Origin of the sequence: Flavobacterium hiemivividum (assembly GCF_004349145.1) — a bacterium.
GTDB classification, from domain to species: domain Bacteria; phylum Bacteroidota; class Bacteroidia; order Flavobacteriales; family Flavobacteriaceae; genus Flavobacterium; species Flavobacterium hiemivividum.
In genome coordinates, this window is record NZ_SMFO01000011.1 from 18,307 (window position 1) to 36,018 (window position 17,712).

Annotated in this window: 13 protein-coding genes; 3 read left to right on the forward strand and 10 right to left on the reverse strand. The window is 34.9% G+C overall.

Features of this window, described 5'->3' with window-relative positions; all coding sequences use genetic code 11:
• Window positions 1-3: 3 nt before the first annotated feature.
• On the forward strand, window positions 4-612 hold the full coding sequence (locus E0F98_RS12965) for a GNAT family N-acetyltransferase (RefSeq protein ID WP_132112157.1): 609 nt from the start codon (window positions 4-6) through the stop codon (window positions 610-612).
• On the opposite strand, the gene E0F98_RS12970 is transcribed toward E0F98_RS12965, so the two are convergent.
• From E0F98_RS12970 to E0F98_RS12980, 3 genes are all read right to left on the reverse strand, one after another.
• Entirely contained in the window at window positions 609-2,459 is a 1,851-nt protein-coding gene (locus tag E0F98_RS12970; protein ID WP_132112159.1) for a PAS domain-containing protein, read from the reverse strand. The genes E0F98_RS12965 and E0F98_RS12970 overlap by 4 nt on opposite strands.
• 255 nt (window positions 2,460-2,714) lie before the next feature.
• On the reverse strand, window positions 2,715-4,604 hold the full coding sequence (locus E0F98_RS12975; RefSeq protein ID WP_132112161.1) for a heavy metal translocating P-type ATPase: 1,890 nt from the start codon (window positions 4,602-4,604) through the stop codon (window positions 2,715-2,717).
• A 16-nt stretch (window positions 4,605-4,620) separates the two neighbouring features.
• The gene (locus E0F98_RS12980; RefSeq protein WP_132112163.1) at window positions 4,621-7,449 is read right to left on the reverse strand and encodes a M16 family metallopeptidase; all 2,829 of its coding nucleotides are present in this window, start codon (window positions 7,447-7,449) and stop codon (window positions 4,621-4,623) included.
• Window positions 7,450-7,691: 242 nt separating this feature from the next.
• Here E0F98_RS12980 and E0F98_RS12985 point away from each other — a divergent pair, with 242 nt between their 5' ends.
• The gene (locus E0F98_RS12985; RefSeq protein WP_132112165.1) at window positions 7,692-8,135 is read left to right on the forward strand and encodes a hypothetical protein; all 444 of its coding nucleotides are present in this window, start codon (window positions 7,692-7,694) and stop codon (window positions 8,133-8,135) included.
• 85 nt (window positions 8,136-8,220) lie between these two features.
• Here E0F98_RS12985 and E0F98_RS12990 read toward each other — a convergent pair whose 3' ends face one another.
• The 7 genes from E0F98_RS12990 to E0F98_RS13020 form a co-directional block, all read right to left on the reverse strand.
• On the reverse strand, window positions 8,221-10,728 hold the full coding sequence (locus E0F98_RS12990; RefSeq protein WP_132112167.1) for a beta-N-acetylglucosaminidase domain-containing protein: 2,508 nt from the start codon (window positions 10,726-10,728) through the stop codon (window positions 8,221-8,223).
• A gap of 254 nt (window positions 10,729-10,982) precedes the next feature.
• Window positions 10,983-12,197 (reverse strand): peptidylprolyl isomerase, encoded by a 1,215-nt coding sequence (locus E0F98_RS12995; RefSeq protein ID WP_132112169.1) that lies wholly within the window; start codon window positions 12,195-12,197, stop codon window positions 10,983-10,985.
• 41 nt (window positions 12,198-12,238) lie between these two features.
• Window positions 12,239-13,363: a peptidylprolyl isomerase gene (locus tag E0F98_RS13000; RefSeq protein ID WP_132112171.1), complete on the reverse strand. Its 1,125-nt coding sequence runs from the start codon at window positions 13,361-13,363 to the stop codon at window positions 12,239-12,241.
• Between the two features lie 19 nt (window positions 13,364-13,382).
• The gene (gene gldI / locus E0F98_RS13005) at window positions 13,383-14,066 is read right to left on the reverse strand and encodes a gliding motility-associated peptidyl-prolyl isomerase GldI (protein ID WP_132112173.1); all 684 of its coding nucleotides are present in this window, start codon (window positions 14,064-14,066) and stop codon (window positions 13,383-13,385) included.
• 6 nt (window positions 14,067-14,072) lie between these two features.
• Window positions 14,073-15,080, reverse strand: coding sequence for a DHH family phosphoesterase (locus E0F98_RS13010; protein ID WP_132112175.1), 1,008 nt, complete (start codon window positions 15,078-15,080; stop codon window positions 14,073-14,075).
• Between the two features lie 67 nt (window positions 15,081-15,147).
• On the reverse strand, window positions 15,148-16,404 hold the full coding sequence (locus tag E0F98_RS13015; protein ID WP_132112177.1) for a voltage-gated chloride channel family protein: 1,257 nt from the start codon (window positions 16,402-16,404) through the stop codon (window positions 15,148-15,150).
• A 65-nt stretch (window positions 16,405-16,469) separates the two neighbouring features.
• Window positions 16,470-16,859: a RidA family protein gene (locus E0F98_RS13020; protein ID WP_132112179.1), complete on the reverse strand. Its 390-nt coding sequence runs from the start codon at window positions 16,857-16,859 to the stop codon at window positions 16,470-16,472.
• Between the two features lie 241 nt (window positions 16,860-17,100).
• On the opposite strand from E0F98_RS13020, the gene E0F98_RS13025 reads away from it, so the two are divergent.
• Window positions 17,101-17,697, forward strand: a complete 597-nt coding sequence (locus E0F98_RS13025; protein ID WP_132112181.1) for a hypothetical protein — start codon at window positions 17,101-17,103, stop codon at window positions 17,695-17,697.
• The last annotated feature ends 15 nt before the right edge of the window (window positions 17,698-17,712 follow it).

Here is a 17,712-nt window from a genome sequence, read left to right on the forward strand (position 1 = left end):
CAAATGAATTTTGATTCTTTCCCTGACTTAATTCTTGAAAATGAAGCGGTTTTACTTCGTCCGCTTCTGGAAACTGATTTCGATAATTTATTAGATTTTTCAATTAATGAGCCTGATACATGGAAGTATTCTTTAGTGCCTGCAAACGGAAAAGAGAATTTAGAAAATTACATTCAAATTGCATTAGCGGCCAAAGAAAGAAAAACAGAGTTTCCGTTTATTGTTATTGATAAAAAGTCTGGGAAATATGCGGGCAGCACTCGTTTTTATGATATTAATATTGCTTATAAAACACTGCAGTTAGGCTATACTTGGTACGGCGCAGCTTTTAGAGGAACAGGATTAAACAAACATTGTAAACTTTTATTATTACAATTTGCTTTTGAAACACTTGAAGTGGAACGTGTCGAGTTTAGAGCTGATAACGATAATAAAAGAAGTATAGCCGCGATGAAAAGCATCGGTTGTAAGGAAGAGGGGATTTTGCGCAATCATATGCCAACTTATAATAGCGATGTGCGACGTGATACTATTATTTTAAGTATTCTTAGAGAAGAATGGTTTGGGAATGTTAAGCAGTGTCTTGTTGACGCTACAAAGAAATTAAACTAATTTCCGAGTTTAGATTCATTTTCTTTACCGTCTTCTTCTTTAGTATCGTCCTCTTTCTTTTCTTCCGTTTTTCTAAAACCGATTAATTGTCGGTACTTTGTTTCTGTTTTTTTTAGTTCTTCTTCTAAGTGCTTGTATTTACTGATGTCTTTTATAGTAACCACGGCGGCAACAACATTATCTTCTAAATCTATTAATGGTCTTCCGCTGATAAGTACTCGTTTTTTTTCGCGTTTGGCAGCGTCCCAAAGCACAATATCAATATCATTTGTAACTTCGCCGTTTAATGCACGTTCCATGGGTAAGTTTTGTGAAGGAAAAATTGTTTTTTCATCTGGGAAGTAAAGTTCAAAATGATCTGAAATATTAGACGATATAAGATCGTCTTTTTCAATTCCAAAGATCTCATTGGCGACATAATTAGCCATGACTACTTTTTTATCAGCATTTGCAACGATAACTCCTTCACCGATATTCTCTAAAATCAATCGCAATTTTTCCTCGTTTTCGTAGAGGTCATCAATGGCTAGTTGTTGCTCTTGTTCTAATTTAATAAGTTCGGTAATATCTCGTGCTACTGCATACATTAAACCAGTAGTTGGTTCCACTACGGCAGACCATACAAGCCATTTAATAGTGCCGTCTTTGCAAATCCATCTGTTTTTAAACTCGAGTGTCAGAGAGCCTTTTCTAAGTGTCTCAATCTCCTTTTGTGTATTCTCCTTATCATCAGGATGTACAAAATCGAGGAAAGGATGTTTTAATAAATCCGCTTCAGCATATCCTAAGGTTTTAACCATCGCAGGATTTATTTTTTCAAATTTTTCTCTCGATGCAATAATCATAATTTCTAGAGAGATATTAAAAAAATTATCGGCTGCTTTTAATGACTCTTCATTTTCTACTAATTGAGTAACATCGCTGGCAACGGCATACAATAATCCTGTCTTTACATCTGGAAAAGTAGACCACTTAATCCATTTGATTGATCCGTCTTTACAGATATATCTATTTTTAAATTGTGTGGTAACAGCACCGCTTTCAAGTTTAATAACCTCACCTTGAGTGTTGTTTTTATCTTCTTGATACACAAAGTTGAGAAAAGGTTGGCTTAAGAGCTCCTCTTCAGAGTATCCTAAAATTTTAATTGTAGCCGGGTTTACTTTAATGAATTTTGTGGAGGTAGCAATAATCATCATTTCTGCCGACATATTAAAGAATTTACCGGATGCATCTAAGGACTCTTCCATTTTTTTTCTTTCGGTTATATCAGTAGATATTCCCCCGATGGCATATATCCTTCCTGTTGAATCATATAACGGGAATTTTACTGCGATGTAGGTATGCGGACCATCTTTTTGCTGTATTGTTTCTTCAGTTTTTAATTCGCGCAGTTTTTTTACCACCTCAATATCTGAGTTTCTGTAGGCGTCAGCAGCAGCTGCGGGTAAAAAATCATGATCTGTTTTTCCTATGATTTGATCATTCGATATTTCAAATAAATCACCAAATTGTTTATTGATCAAAAGATATTCTCCGTTTATTTTTTTTATGAAAATAGGATTGGATGTATTGTCAATAATAGATTGAAGCAATTGTTTATTATCAAAAAGAAGCTTATCCGATATTTTTCTAGCTTTTAATTGCGAATGAATTATAAAGTAGACAACGACTAATAAACTAATCGATAGAACAAATAAAGAAACCTCTATCCACTCTAATAAGGAGTCCATCGCTGGATCTCTATCTTCGTCAAGACGCGAAATAAAAACCCATCCCGAAGCCATGATGACCAACACATTTATGACAAACCCAAGTAAGATTTTTTTTTCAAACGATATTTTCATGAACTAACATTTTAAATTGGTTGTTAAAAAGCTTGACAAGCTCAGATATACTCAGCTTATGAGTATGAAAGTTAGTGAATTATATTTAATTTAGTAGTGGAATATTATTAATTTTAGCCTGAAATACCACACAAAGCAGTTAAGAAGTTAAAAGCATATTGGATTTTGAGTGCTGAAAATTAATTAGTAATTTTTATATAAAATTTGTCGGCTTTAAATCCTAAAATAGAATGCCTTTAAAATAATGATCCAGCTTTATTTATTGTCAAATTTCATCAAGTTTAAACTTAGTAAGATGACTACCAAAGTCACACCAACATCTGCGGCAATAGCTAAAACTAGATTGCTATAACCCATAACAGCTAATGCGATAAATACGACTTTAACGGCAATAGCTCCTATGGTATTTATTTTTATTTGGGACAATGTTTTTTTACTAAGACGGATTAAAAAAGGAATGAGGGAAAGTCTGTCGTTCATCAAGGCAATATTGGCCGTTTCAATGGCGGTATCGCTTCCTGCCGCTCCCATTGCAATACCCACCGTACTAAGTGCCAGGGCTGGAGCATCGTTTATACCGTCACCCACCATAGCAACAGTTCCATATTCTTGTAGCAATTCTTTTATTTTTTCCGACTTATTTTCAGGGAGTAAACCACCAAATACTTTATTAATTCCCACTTGGTTGGCGACATAATGTGCTGCTTTTTCACTGTCGCCAGTAAGCATTACAAGTTCGATTTTTTGTGCTTGTAATTCTTTTATGGCAATACTACTATCCGGTTTGATTTCGTCAGTCAAGCCAATAATCCCCGCTACACCTTGGCCAAAACTAACCACCACGCTTGTCTTTCCTTCTGATGCTAGTTGTTCCACTATTTTTTCGGCTTTCGCAGTTACCGTATGATATTCTTTGATGAATTCTAGTTTGCCTACAAAAACGGTTTCATCCTGGCAAACCAAACATTGAGCAATAGCACCTTTTCCCATGATACTTTTAAAACCTTCGGCTTTGTGAGGTTCAAAACCTTCGGCTTTGCTGGCGTTAACAATGGCTTGCGCCAAAGGATGTTCAGAAAACATTTCGGTTCCAGCAGTGCAGGCCAGTAGTTCTTCACGACTTGTTCCGTTTAAGGGAAAAATATCCGAAACAATAGGTTTTCCATACGTTATTGTTCTGGTTTTGTCTAATGCAATAGCTTTAACACTTGCCATGGATTCAATATATTTTCCTCCTTTTACCAGAGCTCCTTTTGCAGAAGCGTTGCCAATGGCAGCATAAATAGCAACGGGAGTAGAGATCACTAGCGCACAAGGACAGGCAATTACTAATAATGTTATGGCTTGCTTTAACCAAAGATCAAAGTCTAAATGCAGGATGAAAACAGGAATGGTAAAAACTAAAACTGCCATGACAATAACTGCTGGCGTATATAATTTAGAAAAACGTTGAATGAATTTTTGGGTATCACTTTTGGAAGCTGCAGCTTCAAATGTGAGTCGGATGATTTTTGAAAAGGTGCTGTCCACAGAAAGTTTAGTAGTTTCCATTTCGATAAAACTATCTTTATTGAGCGTTCCCGCAAATAATAGGTCGCCGGGATGTTTATCTTTTGGGATAGGTTCGCCTGTAATTGCAGCTTCATCGACAGTAGTTTCTCCTGAGATAATTTTTCCGTCCAGCGGAATCATATCGCCCGATTTTACTTGAATAATCGTTCCTATAACTATTTTGTTCAGGACGACATCCTTGTTTTCTGATTTTACAAAAGCGGTCTGCGGCGCTTTGCGTACCAAATCATCTAATGCTGATTTAGAGTTTTCTAAGCCTATATCTTCCAGTCGCTCGCCTAAAACGTAAAGTACGATTACGACTGCGGCTTCGGGATATTCACCAAGATAGAAGGCGGCAACAACTGCAATAGTCATCAGCAAATTGATACTGCTAAATTGCAGTTTACACATCGCTTTCAGTCCATTTAGCAAAACTCCGTGTCCGATGCCTATAATAAATGCCAGAAAAACAAAAGGTTCATAAGGCATAGGAATATGAATACCAATAAGCGATAAAATTTCTAAGACAATCACAATGCTAATAGCTAGCAGAAGAAACAGAAATTTTTTATCGTTTATTGGTAGTTTCATAATTTTATTTTTTAAACTATTTATTTAAAAGAATCGGAGTTCCAAAACCAATTTGCTCTAGTTTTTTAAGTTGGGTTTCGGCATCACCAACAATTAAATAGATCATTTTGTTAGCGTTTAAATACTTTTCAGAAAGCTTTTTTATATCATCAATTGAAATATTTTTCACGATGTTTTCTCTTTGTTTGGCATAATCATCTGGGAAATTGTAGTTGCTGATATCATAAAGCATATTCAATTTCGATCCCATTGTTTCAAATGCTCTAGCGTTGCTTTTAATCAAATAACTCTTAGTTACTTCAAGATCATTAGCATTAAAAGTAGGGCCGTACTGAGCCACAATATCTTTTATTAAATTTACTGATTCGTAAGTTACATTGGAGCGAACGCCGCTAGAAATCGAAAATGGACCTTTAGTAGTAGAACCGTCAAATGAAGAGGCAATTCCATAGGTATATCCTTTTCCTTCACGTAATTCTTGAGTAAGCTGTGATGTAAATCCACCGCCTCCTAAACGGTAATTCATAATGCTAGCAGGATAAAAATCGGCATCTGTAGCGGCGAGCGCTGGATATCCTATACGTATTACTGATTGCTTTGCGCCAGGAACATCATAAAAATAGATTTTAGAGCTTTGTGGAGCTTCGACAATTTTCATCGTTGGGAATGTTACTTTTTTAGATTTCCAGTTTTTATTTAAATCAGCTAATGAACGGTTTACTTCTGCTTTTGAAACAGCACCTACAATTTGAAAGTCAGTAACAGCTGGTGAGATATTCAGGTTGTAATAGGCTTTTAAATCATCTAGTGTAATGTCGTTGACAGAACTTTCGGTTCCGATGCGATTATTCGATAAAATAGATTCTTTTCCATAAACTAATTTTCGGAATTCATTTCTGGCGATATTGTTTGGATCTGCTTTTTGTTGTTGAATTTGGCTTAAAGTACTTTGCTTGATTAATTCAAATTCTTTGACATCCCAACGTGGCTGTAATAAGATTTCTTGAACTAATTTGATTGTTTCGGCATAGTTTTTTGCTAGTGTATTTCCTTTAATTATAATAGATTCATCAGTTGCCGAAGCTTTGATAGTAGCACCTAGGCTTTCAATGGCGTTTTCTAATTGCTCTGGTGTTTTGTTTTTTGTCCCTTTAGTCATCAATTCAGACAGCATTTTTGAAACTCCAATTTTAGATCTATTTTCTAACAACATTCCACCTTTTAATTGGAATTGAAATTGCACCAAGGGCACTTCTTTATTTTCGATTCCAAAAATACTTAATCCTGATGATAGCTTGCTTTTCCAAACGGATGGTAATACCACACTTGGGCTTTCTCCGTAAGCAGGTTCTGTGCTGCGGTCAAAGCTAGAAGGTGTTTTTGTGTATGTCGCAGCAATGCTGGCGTCAAATGTATCTTCTTTGCCTTCCACTATTTTTTCTTCAACAACTTTGGCAACCACTGAACCTTTCAATACTAAATTAGCTTGTCCTTTTGGTACAAAACTGGTGGCAATGAAATGCTGGTCTTTTAGATATTTTTTATAAACGCGCATTACGTCTTCGGTAGTAACCGCAAGGATTTTTTTTACGTCTTGGTTAATATAATCAGGTGACCCAGCAAAGATTTGGTATTGGGCTAATTGAAACCCTTTTCCTAAAACACTCGAAAGTCCACTGTAAAAAGCAGTTTCTTGTCCGGCTTTAATTCGATTCAAATCTTGTGTAGAAATTCCTTCTTTTTCGAAATTTTTGAAGGCTTCGTTTACGCCGTCCATCACCGAATTTAGGTTCGTTTTGTCAAAAGCTACAATATTTAGGATGTATTGTCCCGCCAGTTCAGAATTGTATTGAGAAAGTTCCACTTCATCAGTCAACTTCTTATCTTCTACCAGTGTTTTATATAAAGGTGCTTTTTTTCCTTTGGCAAGGTAAGTTGCCAAAACTTCTAATGCATAGCTGTCAGGATGGTATTCGTAAACAGATGGCCACGTTAGTGTAAGTTGCGGCAAACGCGCAAAATTATCTTCGTGGTATAACTTTTTAGTTTCGGTTAATGTTACCAGCTGTTTTTCCATCTTTGGAATGGCTTCACCACGTTTTATTTCGCCGAAATATTTTTCGACCCACGCTTTAGTTTGTTTTACATCGATATCACCGGCAATGGTTAATGTTACATTGTTAGGGACATACCAGCGGTTGTAGAATTCTTTTACATCTTGAAGCGAAGCATTTTGTAAATCTTCCAGAGATCCAATTACTTCCCAGTGGTAAGGATGGTTTGCAGGGTATAAATTAGAATTGATTACAGAGAAATTATTTCCATAAGGCTTGTTATCGTAACTCTGTCTTTTTTCGTTTTTAACGACTTGTTTTTCTTTGGCCAGTACAGGATCAGTTACGGTGTTAATGAAATAACCCAATTTATCGGCTTCTGCCCAAATCATTTTTTCTAAGGCATCTTTCGGTACCGTTTGATAATAATTAGTTCTATCTCGGCTTGTGGAACCATTAGCACCAGAGCCTCCAATGCGGGCACTCATCTTATCCAATCCGCCTTTTCCTAAATTTTCTGACTCTAAGAAAAGTAAATGTTCGAATAAATGGGCAAATCCAGTACGACCCGTTTTTTCTCTTGCTGATCCCACATGAGACGTTAAAGCAACAGCAACAACAGGATCAGATTGATCTATGTGTAAAATGACTTTCAGGCCATTGTCTAAAGTAAATTGTTCAAATTCTACTTTGAATTCTTTTGATTCAGTCTTTTTTTTGTCGTTTTGTGCGTGCGAAACAGATACGGTAAGTAAGAGAATGGAGAGAGCTAGAAACTGGAATGATTTCATTTTAAGTGTTTTTGATTAATTTCTTTTGGACTGACTTAATTAAAGCAAGATTGAATAAAAATTCAGGTCTTTTTTTATTGAATAGCTGTTGCTACTTATAAATTGTATCAAATATAATATATATTTTCTTGAATAGGGTAGATTCTAAAACTTAGGAGTTGGAGTCAGGAAGTAATTATAATAGATAAAAGATAGCCTAGATTGCGAAAAACTTTGCGAACTTTGCAGTAAAATAGAATCAGATGAAAATAAACTTAAAGAACGGAATTGATAAACTCATTTTCGGGATGAAACAAAAGGATGTTACCGCAATTTACGGTAAGCCGGATAGAAATTACAAGGACGAAGACGATAATGTAATTTTTGCCTACAATACACTTAAAATCCGTTTGACATTTTACCTTGAAGAAGACTTTAGACTAGGGTATATGGTAGCTTCTAACCCAAATTTAGAGCTTTTCGGGAATAAAGTAATCAATAGAAAAATTGCTGATGTCAAGAAAGATTTGGCGAGCAAATCGATAACAAAATTCACTCAGGAAGAGTTTGATACCTTTGAAAATTACTTCAACGAGGAGAATTGGATTATCTTTCAAACAGAATTTGATGAGGTTGTGAAATTTGAGATTGGAGCTATTTTCAATCAAAAAGACGAATTCGACTGGAAATTCCCTGCCAAAAAATAATTTTTATTCCAAAATAAAGAACAAAACCCGATAGCTTTTAAACTATCGGGTTTTTTGTATATAAATCAGACTGTACTAATTCGGCTTAATTTTCTAGTATTTCATAGATTTTAAAGTCTGTGTTTCCGTTTGAGTTAATCTCTAAGGCAGTCGCTTTTTTTAATTGTTTTGCAGGAATTACAATAAAGTTTTCTGCACCTTTATAGATTGATGATTTTTTATCCCGTTTGTTAATTTGGTAAATTTCGAAAGCTTTATTCGTATTTTGAACAAGTACGCTAATCGTTTTGGTTTGCTTGTTTATAGATAAAGGGACAGTTGCATTTTCCTTATCCTTAAGCGCTAAATAGGTTGTAATTGAATAATCTTGAATATAGACCGTTTGATCGGTATTTTTGTTTTCAGCTTCGACCCCAATTTTAAATTCTTTTAAGAAGAAACTCTTTACATCGGTAGCATTATTTTTAAAACGGATGTATTTTATGCCATGAGCTACTGCTTTTAGGATTCCTTTTCCTTTTTTCTGCTCCACTTTTAAAGCTTCCCAAGTAAGGCCGTCTGTGGATGTTTCAAAAACTCCGTTTTCCAATAAAGTATTCGATTCTAAGTTAAAGTAAAATTCTTTGGCTTTTAGACTTTTATCAATGTGAATCCCTATAAATTCCTGCGGTTTTAAATTGATAACCTCTAAAATAGGGGATATCGCAACACTACTATTATTCAATTGCAGCGGTTGGTTTTTTAATTTCTCCGTATTGTTGATTAGAGCTGTAGTGCTGTTTTTTTCGAAATTACCATTAGTAGGAATAAAATAGTTCTGTGCTTGATCAAAAATAGTTTTGACAAAAGGCATTAAAACTAAAGAGCCCGTTTTTACTCCGGGTTGGTATGGGTTTTGGTTAAACGTTTTATTAATTATTTGAATGCTGTCTAAAAGCGCTTCCATTTTTAAATAACTGTTCCAAGCCAAAGCTTTGTTTTCTGCTTGTTTTGCGCCAAGAAACAAAATCGTTTCTACTCCCACTTTTCCTAATAAGTTAAATTGGGTCAACCAAGGATCGATTTCCTTAATCAGGTTTCTGTTTTTGGATTTGCTGCGAATTTCTTCAGAAACCGGAACAATACTTTCAAATTCTGTTTTTATTTTCGAAGCTAACTCCGCTGAATAATTTCCGTCTTTGTACGATGCCAAAAAAGATTCTATCGTAGGCTTTATTGCAACTGATTCTACTCTTCTGTAACCATGTCCGTTAGGTCCTAAGTCACTATTGTGCTCATTAAATAGCTGAAACGCTACAGCTGCCTCAGGCATTACATATTTTGCCGCTTCGTGCCATGCCGACATTGGTTCGTAATTTTTAAGGTTCCAAGAATACAATGCAACGCTAAATAAGGCCAACTTAGAAGCTTCGGCGCGTTCCATAGGATTCGAAACAAATCCGGACAAATCGGTTTTAATTGTAGTGTCTAAGCCATAAGCCGCTCCCATCAATAAATGATCGCGAACATAATCACTCACTGGAAAGTTCCACCAGATGTAAGCTTTTCGCTTAATTCTTTTGTTGATCCAGTTTAAGTCGTCTTTGCTAACATCATCAATTACTCGGTCTCCTGTCCACATTACATGAATTGAAGGGTGAAGTTTGTCTCCTAAGATGTCTAAATAGGTATCTGGTTTAGGGTTAGACCAAGATTTATTATATTCCGTTGGACACATAATCAAAGGCAAAACATCTTTTTTCTTTTCAATAAATTGACTTTGGATGTAATTCAGTAATTGTGCTTGTTTTTCGGCCTTTGTACCTTCTCCTGAAATATCATCAAAAAATACGGCAAAAGAACGCACGCCCAGATCATACATTCCTTCGAATTTGTTTAAAATCGCTAAACTATCTGTTTTGTTCCATTGAATGTCTAAACCGGGATGAATCGCCCATGTGAAGTCGATTTCATTATTTTTAGCTTCTTGAACAAGTTCTTTAATTTGCTTAGCATTTTCAGTTGGATAGGGTTTTCTCCAGTTCGGCGATGAATGATACGGATCATCTTTTGGTCCGTAGATGTAAGTATTTAATTTTAGCGCTCCATAAAATTTAAATTGCGAAATGCGGTCTTCATGACTCCATGGAGTTCCATAAAATCCTTCAACTGAACCACGAGATAAAACATCTGGAAAGTCTGTGATGTCAACTAATGGTAAAGTCTTGTCTTTTTTTAGTTGCGTTAAAGTTTGTAATGCATAAAAAGTAGCTCTATTGTCAGAAACACAAATTTCTATCGACTGTGGAGTGATTTTTAAAGTATAGGCTCCAGATACATTTAGATTTTTATCGGAACTTTTTAAAGAAGTGATGATTATTGGTAAAGCTTTGTTAGCACTTTTGGTGTTAAACATCTCGTTCAATAGAACCAAACTATTCGGTTTTAATTTAAAATCACCTTGTAATTGATAAGGTGTATCAGTACTTAATTTACCTTCGCTAAAATTAATTTTTTGTGGCGCTGGGAAGATGGTGTAGTTGGTGTTTTGTGCTAGAGCAGTATTTGTGATCATTGAAAATAATGCGATAAAGAGGAAAAGCTTTTGGTTCATTTTTTAGAGTTTATAATAGTAGTAAAAAAGGCGAATATTATTTTTTAAGATTGGGACAATTCAAATTTTACCAAACGTAAAAATATAAGATTTAATTTATAAAATAAAATGCTTTTGAGAATAAAATGTTTTTTTTGTTTGGATTAAGTAAGTGATTTAAGCTTAATTATCAGTAGTTTTTACAAAAAAGAAAACCCAACACATTTTTAAAATGTGTTGGGTTTATTTTTAAAATCTCATTGCTGAGAATCGTTTTATTGTTTTGGAGCAGGTTGCTTTTCAAACATCTCTAATTCAAATACTAGATTGGTATTAGGAGGAATGACACCGCCAGCACCTCTTTCGCCATAAGCTAATTTAGCTGGGATAAAAGCCACAACTTTGTCTCCATAAGACATTAAGGCTAATGCTTCTAAAAAACCAGGAATCATACCATCCTTTTTACCAGCTTCAAATGGAAAAGCTTTATAGCCGTTTTGAGCGGCTCTATTTGCATCAAATTTCCCATATTCTTTAGCGACGTCTTCATAGCTACTGTCAAATAAGGTTCCGTCTTCAAAATACCCTGCATAATGAAAAAAGAAAGTACTGCCAGCTACCGGTTTAATTCCCGCTCCTTTTTGGATAACTTTATAAGCTAATCCTGAAGCAGTAGTTGTTGTGGTTGCTTTTGTAGTCGATAAAAAAGTTACTTTGTCAGCTACAACTTTAGCAAGTTTTTCTATTAAAGCTTTTTTATTTTCGGCATCAATTACTTCTTGTTTCTCTTTTTTTTCTGCTTCAATAAGAGCTTGCTTTTTAGCGTCTTCCTCTTTATTGTCATAATAATTAGCAAATACTTTTGAAGCGTTAAACTTCTTTGCTAATTTTCCTTTACGTTCAATAGTTACTTTTGTGATTACATCATTTTGAGCAATAGTATTCACGATATCCATGCCCTGAGTTACACGACCAAAAATGGTGTGTTTTCCGTTTAGCCACGGTGTATCTTTATGAGTGATGAAAAATTGACTTGAATTGGTTGCTGGTCCAGAGTTGGCCATAGCCAAAACTCCACCTTTGTCAAACACAAGATCAGTAAATTCATCTTTGAAAGAATAGCCAGTACCTCCAGCACCACTTCCTGAAGGGTCTCCTCCTTGAATCATGAAATCATTGATAACTCGGTGAAATTTTAAACCATCAAAAAAAGGTTTTCCTTTTAACTTTTTGTCAGTAATATAAGTGTTTTTTCCTTCGGCAAGTGAAATAAAGTTGGCTACAGTAATTGGTGCTTTATCATATTCTAATTGAAGGATGATATCGCCTTTGTTGGTAGAAATAGTCGCAAAGATTCCTTCCTTTGAAATAGCTTTTTCCGTAGTCGTTTTAGCAGGAGTAAGCTTTGTGGCTTCAACTGGTTTTTTTGCCGTTTGGGCTTGTATATTTAGCATTCCGATGAATGCAAACAATAAAAGTTTGAGTTTCATTTTCTATTTTTTTTAGGTCTAATTTAAAAAGTTCTATACAATTATTGCGGAACTACTTCCATTAATTCTATTTCAAAAATAATATTCGCGTTTGGAGGAATCACGTCTCCCGCACCACCGGCGCCATACGCTAAATGAGAAGGTATAAACAAAATTGCTTTGTCACCAAAAGACAATTTTTCTAATCCTTCAATAAATCCAGGAATCATGCCGTCTTTCTTCCCAGCTTGAAAAGGAATCGGTTGGTATCCATTTTGAGATGCTCTGTCTTGATCAAATTTGCCATAAGTTTGTGCTACATTTTCGATACTAGTGTCAAAAAGATGGCCGTCTTCTAGAAAACCTGCATAGTGAATATATATTGGCGAACCTTTTGCCGGTTTCTTACCAGCTGCTTTATGAGTGATAACGTATCTAAGTCCTGTAGATGTTTTTGTTGCTTTACTTTTTAGCGCATTAAAATATTTTACCTTGTCCTCACGAACATCTTTATATTTCTCATCGTACTTTTTCTTGCTTTGAGCTTCGATTGCTAGTTTTTGCTTTTGATTTTCAGCTTCTAAAGAGAAGTAGTTGAAGAATGTTTTGATGGCATTAAACTTTTTTGCTGCTTCTCCTTTTCTGATTATAGTAACTTTTTTAATAAAGTCATTTTGCTCAATAAGGTTTACAACATCCATACCATTTTCGACAACATGTCCAAAAATAGTGTGTTTGCCATCTAACCAAGGCGTTGCAACGTGTGTAATGAAAAACTGACTGCTATTTGTTGCAGGTCCATTATTAGCCATTGCTAACACTCCAGCTGTATCAAATCGTGCGTCGGTAATTTCATCTTTAAATTTATATCCAGCATCTCCTGAACCAGTTCCTAGCGGATCACCTGTTTGTATCATGAATTCTTTGATTACTCTGTGGAAACGCAGTCCATCAAAAAAAGGTTTTCCCTTCAGGTTGTTATTAGTCACAAAATCATTTTTTCCTTCGGCTAATGTAACAAAATTAGCTACTGTGATAGGTGCTTTTGTGTAGTCTAACTCCACAATAATATCTCCTCTGCTAGTTTCTATTTGTGCATATAAACCATCTGGGAGATTGCTGTTTTCCTCTTTGCAAGAATACAATGTAACAATTGCAAGTAATACGAATGCGATTCTTTTTTTCATAACTATAGTGGTTAACTTATTATTTTATAGTGTCTTTTGGTTTTATTGGTGCTGGTATTGTTTTTTTTATTGGAGCAGCGACTTGTGGTGTAGTGTCTGACACTATTTTTTTTACAGCTGGAATTGATTTAGTTTCCGTTTGTTTTTTGTATTCTTCTTCTGATTTAAAATCATGTAAGCTAACCGAAACAGCTAAAGGTTGGTTTATTCCAATTCTTTTATTGTCTCCATGATAGCCATAACCCATATGTGATGGAAAGAGAAAAGTTACTTTCTCGTTCTTATGCATTTGTTTGATTCCATCTCTTAAACCCATCATTATATCTTCCTTATCTACATAATAGATTTGTGGTCTTAATTCTAGTTGTGAGTAGATGATGGTACCGTCGAGGTCTTTGATTTCGTAGTCAAAGAATACCACGTCTCCTTTTTTTGGAGTAAGGGTGTCCACTTCGTTTTCAGTATCATAGGAATACCAATACCCTTTTGAAGAAGCTATATAATCCACATCGGGATTACTTTTCATCAGTTTTTTGATCAAATCTTCTTCGCCTGCTACTAATTTTTTATTTCTTTCCACTGATTTTTTCATGAAGCTGCCTGAACTTTGAGAAAGTGGTCTTCGGGCCTCCTGATGCTGTTTGCAACTGGAAACCATAAGTGTTAGAAAAAGGATAAATACAACAATAGGATTAATTTTCATAATAGGTTATATCGTTATTTTTGTTACTAAATCTTCAAACTTTTTTATTGTTTCTTCCATCGATATTTCCGATTTTCCACCAGCCGCATTGCGATGTCCGCCACCATGAAAATGATCTCTCGCAAATTGGTTCACATCAAAATCACCTTGTGACCTAAAAGAGATTTTAATAATATTTTCGTCTTTATTTTCGATAAAAATAGCTGTAAAATTAATTCCTTTTATGCTTAAACCATAGTTAACAATGCCTTCAGTATCTCCTTTCACATAATCAAAGGTATTTAATTCCTCTTGAGTTAGTGTAGTATAACTTGTTTGATGTTCTGAAATTACTTTCATATTTTGAAGTGCTCTACCTAATAGCTGCAGGCGACTATAAGAACTATTTTCGAAAAGTAAAGTGGGAATGTTTGTATTCTCGACGCCTAAATCAATTAATTCAGCTACAATTCTATGGGTGTTTCCTGTAGTTCCTGGGAATCTAAAAGAACCTGAATCGGTGAGGATTCCTGTGTAAATACAAGTTCCAATGGTTTTGTCGATAGCTTCTTTTTGACCAAGAAAGGAAATGAAATTATACAGCATTTCGCAAGTAGAACCAAAAGAGGTGTCAGAGTACGTGTACGCTGCATAATCATCTGGTTTTTGATGATGGTCAATCATGATAAATGACGCTTTCATCTTGGACAAAACATTTTCCATGTCGCCACCCACACGGTGTAGCGCATTAAAATCTAAAGTAAAAATTAGATCAGCTGCCTCCAGTATTTTAGTGCAGTTTTCTTTGTCTTTTTCGAATATTTTAACGGTTTCTGAGCCTGGAAGCCAAGCAAGGAAATCTGGAAATTCATTTGGAGCAATCACAATTGGTTCGTGATTGTTTTTTAGCAAAAAGTGATATAATCCTAAGGTAGAACCCATAGCATCTCCATCTGGGCCTCTATGTGGAATGATTGCAATTTTTTTTGGTGTTGCTAATAACAGCTGTATCGCTTGAATGTCTTGTATTTTCATAGTGTGCGAAATTACATTTTTTTACTGTAAAGTTGAAATCATTTAAAAATTAAGCTTGCTTTTCAAGTTAAAAATTGTCTAATCTTCCTCTTTTAAATTTTTGATACAAATTATATTTAGCTCCTTTTACAATTTGAGAGTGATAAATACCCACTGGTCCCGATGCTAAATAAGCTATAAAACAGGCAATTCCGATAAATATCCCGCTTTCTATTCCAAAGAGTTCCATTCCCATAATTGTACAAGCAAATGGAGTATGTGTGGCTCCTGAAAAAACGGCTACAAATCCCATTCCTGCTAAAAGTGCAATTGGCAATGGAACAAAAAGCGACAAAGCACTTCCTAATGTGGCTCCGATGAAAAATAACGGAGTGACTTCACCACCTTTAAATCCGGCGCCTAAGGTAAATCCAGTAAATAATATTTTTAAAAGAAAGTCGTAATATTCACTTGGATTAGTGAAGGAATCGACAATTGTAGGAACTCCTAACCCAAGGTATTTTGTGGTTCCAATGAAATACATCGCAATAGCAAATATAACTCCGCCCACAAACGGGCGTAGCGGAGGATATTTTATAGCTTTCGAAAATACATTTCCCCAAAAATGGGTGCTTCTAGAAAAAAGCATGGCCGCTAATCCAAACAAAATACTAATAGGAATAATCCAAAGTAGCATTGTTAAAGAAAAGGAAGGGACGATAGGAATGGAGTAATGAGTATGTTTTACTTCCCAGAACTCGACGGTGTAGTAAGCTATAAATGCTACAAAAAAAGATAAAACTATGCTTTTAAAGCTGATTTTACTAAAATATAATACCTCCAAAGCAAACAAAGCGCCGGCTAAGGGTGTCCCAAAAACGGAAGCAAATCCAGCGCTAATTCCAAGTATGATCAGCGTTTTCCTGTCGGAATCATCGAGTTTGAATAGTCCCGTAAACTGATCGGCGATTGCTCCTCCCATCTGTACTGCAGTTCCTTCTCGTCCTGCTGATCCACCAAATAAATGGGTGATTATAGTACCAATAAGTACTAAAGGAGCCATGATTATAGGAATAGTTTTTTTTGGCGTTTCATATTCTTCCAGCAATAAATTATTCCCTTTTACAGCTTCTTGTCCATAATAATGATATCCTAAACCTATAAGTAAACCACCTATTGGCAAGAGCCAAATAATCCAATTGTGCTGGCCGCGGTAGGCCGCAGCCCATTCTAATACTACTAATAAAAAGGCAGAAGCCGAGCCAGATAAAATACCTATCAAAACACAGATGGAAGTCCATTTTAGGGAGTCTGCTATAATTTTCTTTAGTTTATCGGTAGTCATTTGTTTCAATAGTGCAATTGTCCAAGCAATTTTTGGCTAAAGTATTACAATCCTTTCTAACTTTTTTATTTTTCAGGAAGTACAGCTGTAATTTCAATTTCTACAAGATACTCGGGAGCGACTAATTTACTTATTTCATAGAAACCAGTAGCGGGTTTAATATCTTTAAAAAATTCAGCATGAGCTTTAGCGACGTCTTCGAAGGAATTGATGTCGGTGGTGAAAATTCGGGTGCGAATGACGTCTTTCATACTCGCATTTAAATCTTCAAGTACTTTTTCTACTCGTTGAAGTATGTTAAAAGTTTGCGAATAAGCATCGTCAGCTTTTACTTTTTCTCCATCTACAATAGCCACGGTTCCAGAAATTTCGATACTATTTCCAATGCGAACAGCACGACAGTAGCCCATTTTTTCTTCCCATGGAGAACCTGTTAATATGTTTTCTCTTTTCATTTTGATTCGTTTTTTTAGATTGTGTCCAATTTTGGTATATTTTTTGCAATTTAGAGAAAATAATAAAATAAAAAACGCTGTTTTTTTATAAAAAAGTTTGATTTTGATTGATGAGTTTTAGTTGTCTTTTATACTATTCAACACACTATTTTCGAAAATTCGAAGTTATAAAAACAAGTTAAAGTTAGCCATTTTTATGTTTTTATAATTTTGGTTTTTTATTTTTAAAAAAATTGAACAAATGACAAATAAATTTACAAGCAGTAGGAATCGTATTTTCTTTTCACTTTTAGTATTTGGGATTATTTCCAATGGATATTCACAGGAAGAATTTAAAGATAAATTTAAAGCGGTTCCTCCAAAACAAAAGGAGTTGAAAAGTAAAGCGGTAGTTTCAAAAATTCCAGACCCTCCAAAAGTTATACCTTATGTTGCTGCTGTCATACCAGAAAATACTTTTGTGGTACCTAAAAATGATGTTATAGTAGCGTCAGATGTGTATCATAGAAACCAAGATTTAGGGACTTTTAAAACGACTTCTAAAACTACAAAAGTAAGATATCGTGATGCAGCTTATGTGGATGGAGATAGAATTAGAACTTATATAAATTATAAGGTTGTAGATTATGAAGTGTTATTAGAAGGAGATTTTAAGGGATTCGAAATAACACTTGAAAAAGGGATTAATAGAATTGATTTTGAAGCATTAAATGAAGGTTTTGCAGCACCAAATACCGCAGAATTTCAAGTTTATGATGACAAGGGAAAATTAATTTCTGCAAGTCAATGGAATATAGGGACAGGATATAAGGCTACTATAATGGTAGAAAAGGAGTAGATTTAACGTAGAACG